General features: G+C 33.9%; 7 protein-coding genes. 2 read left to right on the plus strand and 5 right to left on the minus strand.

The window, feature by feature from the left end; all coding sequences use genetic code 11:
- Positions 1–839: 839 nt before the first annotated feature.
- The gene (locus FC86_RS03510) at positions 840–2,150 is read right to left on the minus strand and encodes an NCS2 family permease (RefSeq protein WP_056974693.1); all 1,311 of its coding nucleotides are present in this window, start codon (positions 2,148–2,150) and stop codon (positions 840–842) included.
- Positions 2,151–2,294: 144 nt separating this feature from the next.
- A complete protein-coding gene (locus FC86_RS03515; protein WP_056974694.1) occupies positions 2,295–2,939 on the minus strand; it encodes a deoxynucleoside kinase in 645 nt (214 codons plus the stop codon).
- A gap of 164 nt (positions 2,940–3,103) precedes the next feature.
- On the opposite strand from FC86_RS03515, the gene FC86_RS03520 reads away from it, so the two are divergent.
- Positions 3,104–3,949 carry an aldo/keto reductase gene (locus FC86_RS03520; protein WP_056974695.1) on the plus strand — a complete coding sequence of 282 codons (846 nt, stop codon included), beginning with the start codon at positions 3,104–3,106 and terminating at the stop codon, positions 3,947–3,949.
- 30 nt (positions 3,950–3,979) lie between these two features.
- Here the strand turns inward: FC86_RS03520 and FC86_RS03525 are convergent, their stop codons facing one another.
- From FC86_RS03525 to FC86_RS03535, 3 genes are all read right to left on the minus strand, one after another.
- The gene (locus FC86_RS03525; protein ID WP_056974696.1) at positions 3,980–7,417 is read right to left on the minus strand and encodes a collagen binding domain-containing protein; all 3,438 of its coding nucleotides are present in this window, start codon (positions 7,415–7,417) and stop codon (positions 3,980–3,982) included.
- Between the two features lie 79 nt (positions 7,418–7,496).
- A complete protein-coding gene (locus FC86_RS03530; protein WP_056974697.1) occupies positions 7,497–9,866 on the minus strand; it encodes an HAD-IC family P-type ATPase in 2,370 nt (789 codons plus the stop codon).
- Positions 9,867–10,028: 162 nt separating this feature from the next.
- Entirely contained in the window at positions 10,029–12,371 is a 2,343-nt protein-coding gene (locus tag FC86_RS03535) for an ABC transporter ATP-binding protein/permease (RefSeq protein ID WP_056974698.1), read from the minus strand.
- A gap of 115 nt (positions 12,372–12,486) precedes the next feature.
- Between FC86_RS03535 and FC86_RS03540 the strand changes: the two genes are divergently transcribed.
- Positions 12,487–12,924 (plus strand): MarR family winged helix-turn-helix transcriptional regulator, encoded by a 438-nt coding sequence (locus FC86_RS03540; protein ID WP_056974699.1) that lies wholly within the window; start codon positions 12,487–12,489, stop codon positions 12,922–12,924.
- The last annotated feature ends 159 nt before the right edge of the window (positions 12,925–13,083 follow it).

Below are 13,083 nucleotides of genomic sequence, written 5' to 3' on the forward strand. Positions count from 1 at the left end.
GAGCACTTGACTGTTAATCAAGCTGTCGTCAGTTCGAGTCTGACAACCGGAGCTAAAGTTAACAAGTAAAAGCCGTAAACATATTAGTGATTATGTTTACGGCTTTTTTGATATATAAATACTTTTCAAATATTATCACCTTTTAATAAACCGTTATTAGGTATTTAGTTAGGTACTGAATTATAAAATGACAACATATCTTATAAGCAACTTTATATATAGGGCTGGGTTAACCTTTTAAAGCCGACTCCCCATTCTTTTGAATTCAAACTGCAGGCATTAGACTTTAAACAGCTTTTTAATATTCCGACTGCTAGATGGGAGTTATATGGTGAATCAGGCTCGAAACCAACATCTGATTAGAACACTTAAAGTTCAATGAAGTCATAAAAAATCTGCATTACTTTATTAAGTACCACCATGAAACAATCAAACTTCTGCTGAAAACGTTAAAAGATAATGCAATTAGTCAAAGTATTTGCGCAAAGGCAAGTGCTTAGATAATGCCGCTATGCAATCATTTTTTATATTATGAAAGCCGAAGTTATGACAATACACTATCAAACAAAACCTGCATTAGTTGATGCCATGAAAATGGATTCATTGTTGCAATAACAAATGAATCAAATTAAATTTTGATGTCAAGTCTCCAATTGAATTTGTGGGAGGATACGCCGGTAGTGGAAAAAACAATCAACTAAAGAAGTAATTCAAAGCCCTTTGAGGATTTGTGAACGCTGAATGCAACTTAAAAGCAGCTTCTACAACCGCTTTATATTTAAAAATAGACATAAAAAAGAGGACTACCAGTTATCTGGTAATCCTCTTTTTATAAACTATTATTTGATATTTAACATCCATAAGAAAATCATAAAGACAACAGCTAGTCCATACATGATTGGTGAAACTTCTTTGCCACGTTTAGCAGCAACCATTGTAACTGGGTAAACAACCATACCTAATGCTAAACCGTCTGAAATGGAGTATGTTAGTGGCATACCGATAACAATTAAGAATGCAGGAACTGCAATTTCTAATTTATCCCATTCGATTTTTGCAAGTGAGCTAGCCATTAAAGTACCCACAATAATAAGTGCTGGGGCGGTTACTTGGTTGATGATAACTGCCAATAATGGTGAAAAGAATAAACTCAAGATAAACATGAAACCAGCTACGATAGCCACAACACCTGTACGGCCTTTAGCAGCGATACCAGCTGAAGATTCAACGTAGGCACCAACTGGTGAAGTTCCTAGTAGTGAACCAACTAACATAGCTACTGAGTCAGACATTAGTGCACTACCAACACGAGGCATTTTGTTATTCTTCATAAAACCAGCTTGTTCAGCAAGACCAACTAAAGTACCTGCTGTATCAAAGAAAGTAACTAGCAAGAAAGTTAAAACAACAATAGCAAGTTGTAGTGTGTTGATGTTACCAACATGAGCCAAGGCAACACCAAATGTAGGAGCCAGGCTTGGTGGTGTTGCGACGATTGAACTAGGAAGTGCAATTAATCCTGTTGCCATTCCTAAAATAGCACTTAGTACCATTCCAATAAAAACGGCACCTTTAACATTTCTAACCATTAAAATTACCGTCACTAGTAATCCGAAGATTGTAATCCAAGTCGCTGGTACGTTTAATGATCCTAAAGCAACTAATGTTGAGTCACTTTTTTGAATTAAGCCACCATTTTTAAGTCCGATGAAGGCGATAAACATTCCAATACCAGCTGAAATAGCTTGTTTGATATTAACGGGAATTGCATCAATAATTTTTTCACGTAATTTAAAGACTGTAATTAGGATAAATAAGATTGAAGCGATGAAAACACCTGCAAGAGCAGTTTCCCAAGGAATTTTCATACCGATAACAACTGTGTAAGCAAAGAAAGCATTAACTCCCAGTGCTGGTGCTGAGGCGAATGGGTATCGAGCAAGTGCTCCCATCAAGATACAACCTAAAGCACTGGCAAGAGCTGTGGCTGTAAAGACAGCTCCTTTATCCATCCCAGCGTCTCCTAAAACGTTAGGGTTTAAAAATAGAATGTAAGACATGCTAATAAAAGTCGTTAAACCGGCAATAATCTCTGTTTGCCAGCTTGTATTGAATTTATCAAACATGAAATAAGATTTAACTTTATCCATATTTTCCTCCGATTGCGAAATATAATGTTCGCGTTTTTATTTTTAAAATCATATACTAATATCTTAACACTTTCTTAAACGTTTGAAAACCAAACATTACCATCAAAAAATAAAAAAGCGTACGAAAAAAGACTAATCTTAAGATTAGTCTTCATCTAATTCTGCTAATTTATCCTTAATTAGCTTGATAACAGTTTGGCGGTCATCTTCATTTGCAATAAAATCGTATTTATCGCCATCAATAATCATTTTCTTAGAGTAATTATAGTTGTTATACCAAGGCTTGTAGTAGTCTAGTAAACGCTTATAATAATCTTCGAGATCTGGATTTTGGTCGATCTGTTCATATGAACGGCCACGTTTTTTGATTCGTTTAATCATAGTTTCGTAAGAAACATTGATATGAATTAACAAATCAGGATGTTTTTTAGGCATGCCATCAAGTTCTTCCATCATATTATCAAGCAATTCGTTGTATAAATCGACTTCGACATCAGTCGCACGGCCCATATCAGCGTTCATTTGGAAGAACAAAGCGTCTTCATAGATTGAGCGGTCTAAAACATTGTGACGATGTGTTAGCGCTTTTTTAATGGAAGCAAAACGTTTATTTAAGAAAAAGATTTGCAATAAAAAAGCATATTTTTCAGGATTATCATAAAATAAAGGTAAAATTGGATTATCTTGAACTTCTTCAAAAAAAGGCGTTGTACCTAATTCATCGGCAATGATTTGGGTAAGGGTTGATTTTCCGGCGCCAATGGCACCACTAAGTACTAAAACGGTCATCACATTCCTTCTATTCTGGTTGATATTAATTAGAGAAAACATTACTAATCTTACCGCAAAATGTGGTGAAAATCAGCCCAATTTTCATAAATTTTAGTAAGGAAATACCCTCTTATTATCGTGAAGGAATTGGATTTGGTATAATAGGAATAAGGAGTGATATCATGAGAATTTTAGACTATCAAGGCGAAAAAATAAGTGAGCTCGGTATCGGAACTTGGTACTTGGGCGAAGGTTCAGAAATTAAAACTGCTGAAGAAATAACAGCGATGAAGTATGCCTTAGATCGTGGTATTAATATGATTGATACAGCTGAGATGTATGGTAATGGACTAGCTGAAGAACTCGTTGGAAAAGTGATTAAAGATTATAAACGGGAAGATATATTGTTGACGTCTAAATTTTACCCACATAATGCGTCAAAAGGTGATATGAGACAAAGTTTAGAGGCTAGTTTGAAACGATTGCAAACTGATTACTTAGATACATATATGCTACATTGGCGAAGTGATGAACCACTAGAAGAAACTGTTGCAGGATTAAATGAACTACAACAAGAAGGGCTTATTCGTCACTGGGGAGTGTCAAACTTTGATGTTGATGACATGAAAGAGTTACTGGCCGTTGAAGGTGGCGATAAAGTTGCCGCAAATGAAGTCTTATATAATATTGAATCAAGAGGTATTGAGTATGATTTAATGCCATTTCAAAAAGAAAAAGACATCGCTTTAGTTGGCTATTCACCATTTGGGTCAGGCTTTGGCGATTCAATTGCAATCACGAATAATTTAAAAGAGATTGCCGAAACTCATCAAGCTACGCCACACCAAATTTTACTGGCATGGGTTATTCGTGATCATAATCTGATTACTATTCCTAAAGCCGCCAAAGTTGGCCATATGCAAGAAAATATTGCGGCTAGTGATATTGTGTTGTCACCAGATGAATTAGCTGTTTTGGATCAAGACTATCCAGCTCCAGATCGCAAAATGATATTGAAAGTTATCTAAAAAAGACAAAATAAAAACGCCGCTAATTTATTAGCGACGTTTTTTTAGTGCGGGATATAAAATAAATCCGCTGAGTAAAACAATAATAATCCCAACATATTTAAGTGTTAAGTCATGTTTTTGACCTGTTTGAGGTAAGTTTGATGTTGGTTTATTAGTGCTTGATTGTGTAGCTGTTGATTGAGTTGTGCTATTTGATGCACTTGAGTCGGATTGACTACTGTCAGATGACTGAGAAGATTCTTTATCTTGAGGGATAGAAGGATCAGAGTCACTTGATTGTGATGGTTCATCGGTACTTGATGAATCTGACTGAGAAGATTCTTTATTTTCGGTCGGTCCCGCACTATTCTTATCTTTACCTTCATCTTCATTAGAAGAAGGTGTTTGATTATCAGAATCATGGTTGGATTCTGTTTGATATCCATTAAGTATTGTTTCAGTTAATTCATATAAATTAGGGGATTTAATTCCTACATCAATTTGTTTTTCTTCTGCAATTTGGTAGCCTTCATAGGCAGCTGTTTGGATTAATTTATAGTTATTTTTACTTAGTCCTGCAAATGTGAAACTACCATTATGTGTTACGCCTTTATATATAATATTATCAGAAGATTCAAGAATAAAAGTACCGTTAATTACATTGTCAGGATTTCCTTTATCTTTTAAATTTATAGTCAGTGAATAAGGTGCACTATTAAAAGAAACTTCGGAATCTCCACGCACTGGATTAGGAGCAGTAGCAGAAACCGAGGACAAAATATCACTTTTCATAAACAATTGACCAGAGTTGACATAATTACTTTCAGGATCAATTTTTTGAACAGTAGTGGAGTATTCAATTATATAGGGTTTAGATATAGAATCTTTAAACTCTACCGTAAATTGGTTATTTCCGCTAGATGTAATAACGTAGTCTGTATCTTGTACCAAAGTATTGCCACCGTTAGCTATATTGCTATCATTACCAATACTAACTTGTTTAATTTTGATAGATTGCATATCAACAATTTGGTTATCAACAGGGTCATCAAAAAATTTAATATTATCTAGCTTTGATTGAGATTTATTTAAGGTTACTTTCCAGTTAATTTGATTTTTTATATTATTATCAAATTGTCCGGTTTTTTCTAAAAATTTCCCACTGTTTGGTATTTGAACTGTTGAACTAAATTTCATATCCTGTTTTGATGTTGCACTAGTTATGCTTGATTTGGAATCGAGAATCATGTTATCCCAGGATACGATGCTTCTTAGTAAGTAAATTTCATTGGAATTGTTTTCAGGTTGAAATTCAACACTTTGTTTATTTTGACTAATATCAAAGTTTTCGCTTTTAACAAGATTGTCACTAGAAAGAGAACTAGGATTAATTTTTCCATCACTTGATAACTGAATTTTATACACTTCATACCCGATAATTTTACCATTTGTTATTTCATTTGTGATGGGACTGTTATTAATTGGTCGTTTACTAGGATTAATGACACTATCAAATATAATCTGTTTTGTAGGTGTGTCAACTGTTGAATAGATAAAACCATCCATGTTGTTAGCATTTAGTTCCAGGTTATCTTTGCTTGTTAGTCTAGTTTCTTTGTCATTATCTAAACTTTTGACTTTGGCATTTCCGGCTACTTCAAAAATGTATTTATTAGTGTTTTGATTTTTGCTGGTATCAAAAGCTGTATCAAATCCTATTGTATATCTTTTTGAAACATTAGTAGCTTCAAGTTTGAAATTTTTGCCATTATCTAGGATAGTAAACTTAAATTCAGTGTCTCCGTCTTTAGCAGTCAAATCAGGATTTATTTTGATTTGTTTATTATCTTGTCGTATAAAGAAATTTGGGTTGTTAGATAATTTGAGGCCCGAGGACATAGCATTTTCAATTAATATATCTTGTTTTGGTAAACCAGATAATCTGTGAATGTCATAATACCAGCTAGCATTTGAATTGTGGTAATCGATTTTTTTATCGTCCTGTTGTAGTGTAAAAGCTAGACTATCAACGAAGGATTTAGAAATCACATAACTAGTTGTATCAGAATAACTTTGTCCCTCAGGGGATTTAACGGATGAAGTGGAACTAACTGAGTTTGCCTGGCTGGTGTATGTGCTATAGGTAACTAGATAAGCATCTTGCGTTGGATTCTTGAAAGTAATGTTTATAGTATTATTTTCAATATCAATGGAATAATCGTTTTCATTTACCTTATCAGACGCAGAAGGATTATATTTTCTTTTAGAAGAATCGCTGTCCTGTGTGTTGAAACGGTAAACGCCATTGTCATCTGTTGATACTTTATATAAGTTAATAGAGTTTCCATCTAAAAAATGTGAGTCATCATTTTTTGAGATGTTAATTTTTAAAGTATTGTTTTGAGGTAAACTTTTATGGTTATAGTTATATTCACTGCCCCAAAGGAAAAAAATATTATTACTATTGTAATAAGATCCATTACGTTTCGCTGTTACAAAGCTGTCATAAGGTATAGTTACTCTACTGTCGGATTTCTTAGAAATATCATCTGATAAGTAAATACTTTGACGAAATTCCTGGCCGTTAATTTGATTGTAAATTAACTTATTAGTATTAATATTGAAGTAATATTTTACTTTCAGGGTGTCAAAAGTATTTTGGTGCAGTTCGATTGAACCGTCTTCTTTATTTAAATCATAGTCTGATTCTGAGAGCTGTACTTTTGGATAAAATTGCCCATTTAAACTATCTAACGTGCCCGATGTTACCTCAACTTTATCTAAATCCATTGTGGAATCGAATGTTGTTAAAATTTTACTATTTTTGTTAAACTCGCTTCCGTTTTGATTAATAGTAGCTTCACTCATTAGTGCTTTACTATTAATAATATTTTTTGAATTATTAGGAACACCATTTAATCCGTTAAGGACAAAGTCTGATTTCGAACCACTCTTGATTTTATACCTCGTAGAGGAGTTACTATTTAGAGGGAAACCGGAAAAATCAATAGAATCACCGTTTTTAACATTGGAAGATATTTGACCTTCTACATTCAAAGAGCCATTTATACCATCTTCACTAGTTCTATCAATTTTTTTAAATGTAAAGGTTACATTACCATCTGAGGTTACTTTAAGTGTACCAATTTCTGAACCCGCAGATACAAATCGTCTTTCTTGTTGTACATAGGTTATATTTTCGGGCAACTTATATTGGAAAGTGTCACCTTCTTTTGGTTCTTGCCCACTATCTATTTTCCAAACATAGTTAAATTTGATGTTATCATTGATTCGAATGTCAGATACATCTACGTTTTGATTATTTCTTGAGATTTGGTAAGAATCGTTTTCTTTAGGTTTTATTGTAACATTTGCTTTTCCTGCGTTTTCTGCACTAACATTAACTTGCATTAGTGGGACGACGTATCCTAACGCCATCACAGTAATTATAAGGATATTGATAATATTAAATAGCTTATTTTTCAAAATTAACCTCCAAATATAATAAATATAATCACTCATGAAAAATCACGTTTTTTTAGTTTACCACAAAAAAAAGAAGCTGTTAAGCTTCTAGTTTTGAAATATAATAGTTGTTTAATTTTTTGAATATAATTCTGTATAAAACGAACAATGGCCATGCAGTTAGGATTAAAGGAACATACCAAATAGCTAAATTAAAACTAAAAATTGAAGTAAGTTCAAATAGTTTGCCTAAGAACCCATATGAAACGATAATCCCAATAACCACAAGGGACAAGAGTCCATACTTGATGGGTGTTAGCGGTTTGCTTAGATAAAGTAAAGTGATGAATCCGACTACCGTAATCATAAGTGAAACCATGGTTGAACTATCCGCAAATGGCACTTGTGCATAACTTTGTAAAAATGAAAAAATAATGACATAAGTTACAATTGATAAAGCAGCAGGTGCTGCAATCGACAGTACATTATCCATAAATCGCCCGGTTGGTCGACTAAAATCAGGTTCCAAGGCTAAGAAAAATGAAGGAATACCAACTGTTAACATTGTAGCAGGTGTTAATTGGCTAAGGTGGAATGGATATTGTAGATTAACAAAAATGAAAATAACAGCCAAAATAATCGAATAAATGGTTTTATTCAAGTACATTGAAGCGACACGCTCAATATTATTAATTACTCGGCGTCCTTCATTTAAGATGTTAATCATATTATCAAAGTTAGCGTCTAATAGCACAAAGTCGGCAACTGATTGACTGGCATCATTTCCACCTGCTACGGCAATGGCACAGTCAGATTGCTTGAGTGCTAATACATCATTAACACCATCACCTGTCATTCCAACAGTTTTACCAAGTTTTTGGTAAGACTTAATCAAATTACGTTTTTGCGTAGGGGAAACACGACCAAAGATATTGTAATTTTGTACAAGGTAAGTGAAATCGACGTTATCGGTTTGTTGGCTCATATCGACATAGTCTTTAGCGCCTTTAATCCCAGCACGTTGGGCAACATTGCTAACAGTTACGGGATTATCACCAGAAATTACTTTTAAGTCGATGCCTTGTTCAGCTAAGTAATTGAAAGTCTGTTTAGCTGAGGGACGAACTTCATCAGCGATTTTGAGCCAACCCATTGGTTTGAGGGATGCATCATCCAGTTTCTTTAAGTCACCAGTTCCTTTAGCAATCAAAATAATTCGAAAACCATCGGCTGTGGCTTGTGCAATTTTTTCAGCCATGTCAATCGGAAGACTTTGGTTTTTAAAAATGAATTCAGGGGCTCCCATTAACCAAAACTCATGCGGGTTATCAGTGAAACTAGCGCCACTCATTTTTCGATCTGAAGAAAATGGGAGTGCTGCAGAAGCTTCTTTTGTAGTAGGTGTCTTAGTGTAACCCAAAATCACACGTGCAGTCGCATTGTCATCTTGATTGGCAGTGACAATAGCTTGTGTTTGGTCGATTAATTCTTCTTTAGTTAAATCAGAAACCGGTTCAATTTCATGAATATGCAGATTACCGGTTGTAATAGTTCCAGTCTTATCCAAACAAAGTGTATCAATACGTGCTAGTGATTCAATCGCATTAATTGAACGCGTTAAGACTTTTTTACGGCTGAGGTTCAACGAACCGACGGCTAACGCAACAGAAGTTAATAGAACAAGTCCTTCGGGAATCATGCCGATGACAGCAGTTGCTGTTCCCAAGATGATTTGAATATAACCGCCACCTTTTAAGTAACTTGAGATGGCCAAAATAATTCCCAACGGAATAATGATATAGGTTAATATTCTGATGATTTTGTTAATCATATTAAGTAATTGACTTGAAGGCTTTTTCTCAGTTTTAGCTTCAAGTGATAATTTTGAAATAAAACTGTCATGTCCAACTTTTGTCAATTGTACAATGGCTTGACCACTATTAATAAAAGAGCCAGATAACACTTCATCTTGATCTTTTTTGATAATGTTACGTGATTCACCAGTTAAAGGCGATTCATCGACTTCAAGTCCGTTAGTTTGCAGTACAATACCGTCTGCAGGAATTTCATTTCCACGTTTTAAGGTTACAATATCACCTTCAACAAGCTCATCTTGTGATAATTGAATTGACTTACTATCACGTTTAACTGTGATTTGTTGCATTGTGATTAAACTCATAGCATCAACTTGACGCTTTGCTCGGAGTTCTTGGAAAATGCCAATGACAGTATTAAATAAAACAGGGCCTAAAAACCAGAGGTTGGCATATTTACCAGTAATCGCAACTAAAATTGCAAAGAACAGATTAATCGCATTAAATAAGGTTAATGTATTTTCAGAAATAATCTGCTTAACACTTCGAGTTAGTGATTGTACAGGCAAGTTAACTTTACCTTCTGATTTTTTTTGATTGACTATTTGTGAACTCAACCCATTTTGAATGAGTTCTGTTGTTGCTTGACTCTTCATTGACACAACCCCAATACTTATATATTTAGAAACGACAGTGGTCTAAAACCCTTCCTATACTACTATGCTTATTTTTCTTTAATAATTCAACCATTTCACCATAATTTTTGTAGATTATTAATATTTGAACAAAATAAAAAGACCTCTGGAGGTCTTTTTATTTTATTCGCTACGTAAAGCAGTTGAAGCATCTTTTTTAGAAGCCATTTTTGATGGAATGTGACCACCTAACATCGTTAATGCTGTACTAATAATAATTAGAATAATAGCATGGACGGGGTTAAGATTTGCAACATTTTCCATATTTGTTATTTGATAAAGTAACGCATTAATTGGGAATAATGCAAGATAACCAATTCCAACACCTAATACCCCTGAACCGAGTCCTAAAATAAAGGTTTCAGCATCAAAGACGTGTGTGATATCTGATTTTCTAGCGCCTAGTGCTTTTAGAACACCGATTTCTTTTGTGCGTTCAATAACAGAAGTATAAGTTAAAATACCAATCATAATCATACTTGTTACCAATGAAATACCTGCAAAAGCAACAAGAACGTAGGTGATACCGTCCATTAATCCACCTGTTAAGCTTGAAACAGTTCCTGCCATATCAGTGTAGATAATTTTATCTTCATCTGATTTACCTTCATTGTATCGATTAAGGTAGGTTAACACATTTTCTTTATTTTTAAAGTTGTCGGTGTAAATTAAGATACTTGTTGGAATATCATTACCACCAAGGAAAGCAAGTGTTTGAGTTTTAGCCATATCGCTTGTAATAGGCTGACCAGTTAGCACATTGTTATCACTTTCTTTTTGAGCTTTAACGATTTCAGAATTTGCGTTATCTTGAATGATTTCTTGCGCAAGTTTGTCAGAGTAAGCGATTCCTGGTGCTAGTGCTGTGGTTCTTGAATTTTCATTTGATTTCAAAATCCCAACGACTTTAACTTCTCGATTTTGTGAGTTATTATAAGCGGTTGTTAAATCTTGAGTAGGCATGAAGTTACCTGTAGGTAATTGTTGATAGTAGTTGTTATTATTAACTAATTTAATATTTGTTCCAATTATTTGGTTGTAGTCTAGTTTTTGATCATTTGAGACATCAAAGCCTAAATTCTTAAGAGCGTTAATATTAGTTTTGTTATCTTTATCAACGATTAAGACAACATCAGTTGGGTTTGAAGGGTACTCACCATTAACAAGTTGATAATTATCTTTCAAGAAGTTTCCTTTACTTTGATCAAGTTGTTCAGGAAAAACAGATACACCCATCCCGGTCATAGCAGACATTTGCTGAGACATGTTACTCCCATTGTCTGATTGAGTTGAGAATTTAACACTTTGAATTTTTCCATTTACTTCGCGGAGTAAATTCATACCTGTTGCTCGATTATAACTGATATTATTGCTATCGTTAGGATTGATTTTAGTTAAGTAGTCAAGATAGTTAGAATCAATTTTGTTAGCATGTGTTGCTGCTTCACTTTGATCTTGTTGGGCAATCACATAATTAATGTTTTCAGATTTAGAAGTATCTGATTTGTCTTTTGTGATGGAAGAACCTACAGAAGTTTGAGTGGCTACTTGTGAAATAGTAATTGGGAACTTAGATAGCGTTTCACCTTGAGTTTGCCCAATTTGAATGCGAAACCCATTGGATAATCCCAGAACAATGGCAATACTAATAATTCCGATACTTGAAGCAAAAGCAGTTAGCAACGTACGTCCTTTTTTAGTTTTAAGGTTTGTAAAGGATAGTTTAAGAGCTGTCCACCAACTCATTTTAGTACGTTTTAAGTTGAATTGTTGGTTACGATTACTATCATCATATGGATTAGTATCATCTTGAATCTTACCATCAGCAAAACGCACAATACGATCTGAATAATCTTTAGCTAGTTCTTCATCATGGGTAACCATAATCACTAGCCGATCTTTAGAAATTTCTTTAATCAAGTTCATGATTTGAACACTTGTCTGACTATCTAAAGCACCTGTTGGCTCATCAGCTAATAGAATTTCAGGGTCGTTGGCAATCGCACGGGCAATTGCAACACGCTGCATTTGACCACCAGAAAGTTGAGCAATTTTTTTCCCAATATGTTCGCCTAGCCCAACTCTAGTTAATGCATCTTTTGCCTTTTGTGTTCTTTCTTCAGAGGATACGCCGCTTAGTGTCATACCTAATTCTACGTTATCTAAAATAGATAAATGACCAATTAAGTTATAACTTTGAAAGATGAAACCGACGGAATTATTACGATAAGCGTCCCAATCAGTGTCTTTGAAATTCTTAGTTGATTTGTTTTTGATTAATAAATCACCAGAATCATATTTATCTAGTCCGCCAATAATATTTAGCATGGTTGTCTTACCAGAACCACTAGGTCCTAAAATTGAAACGAATTCTTTATCTCGAAAAGAAAGCGAAACATCATCCAATGCTTTAGTTGTCGTATTTCCGACATGGAAATACTTTTTAAGATGTCTTAGTTCTAACATTTGAAATCCCTTTCTACTCATATAGTTCACATGTATTAATTATTAACAATTGTAAACTGTTTGACAAAATTGTCAACACACTATATTATTTTTTAGAAAAGGACGTGAAAATTTAATGGAAAATAAAGAAAATAAACTAACAAACTCTTCACTTGAGGTTGTTAGTATCTTGATGCGTGTTTTGTTTCATAATATGAGGCTAGATGGATCGCTCTCCAGAATGCAATTACTAACTTGTTTTGTAGTTATTGACGAAAAAAAAGTTAAGATGTCAAGATTAGCTGATTTGATTGGTATTTCACGGGTACAAGTAAGTCATTTAGTTAAGTCACTTGAAGAACAAAATATCGTTGCACGCAAAACTAACCCTGATAATCGGCGAGTAGTTGAAGTTGAAATGACTCAATATGGATATGATTATGTGCAAAAGCAATCAGAAGAATGGCGTGAAAATTTCGAAAAAGAAATGGCTAGTGTTTCTAAAGCTGACTTAGCTAAACTAGATCAACACTTAAGTCAAGCAGTTGAAATATTGAAGAGAAATGGCAAATAATATTGCGAATAGAAACTAAATACAAATCATATTCCAATAATATGAAAACAAATTATAAGCTACAATTTAAAATGATGGCGCCAGTTGTAAATAGTCAAAATGCTGTCACTACAGTGATTTGATTCTATATTAAGCTGTGATAATTACTTAAGTTAAAAA

Source organism: Holzapfeliella floricola DSM 23037 = JCM 16512 (genome assembly GCF_001436605.1).
In the GTDB taxonomy this organism is placed as follows: domain Bacteria; phylum Bacillota; class Bacilli; order Lactobacillales; family Lactobacillaceae; genus Holzapfeliella; species Holzapfeliella floricola.

Coding starts and splice junctions, on each gene's coding strand:
- FC86_RS03510 (WP_056974693.1), bottom strand. CDS start 2,150: ATGGATAAAGTTAAATCTTATTTCATGTTTGATAAATTCAATACAAGC.
- FC86_RS03515 (WP_056974694.1), bottom strand. CDS start 2,939: ATGACCGTTTTAGTACTTAGTGGTGCCATTGGCGCCGGAAAATCAACC.
- FC86_RS03520 (WP_056974695.1), top strand. CDS start 3,104: ATGAGAATTTTAGACTATCAAGGCGAAAAAATAAGTGAGCTCGGTATC.
- FC86_RS03530 (WP_056974697.1), bottom strand. CDS start 9,866: ATGAAGAGTCAAGCAACAACAGAACTCATTCAAAATGGGTTGAGTTCA.
- FC86_RS03535 (WP_056974698.1), bottom strand. CDS start 12,371: ATGTTAGAACTAAGACATCTTAAAAAGTATTTCCATGTCGGAAATACG.
- FC86_RS03540 (WP_056974699.1), top strand. CDS start 12,487: ATGGAAAATAAAGAAAATAAACTAACAAACTCTTCACTTGAGGTTGTT.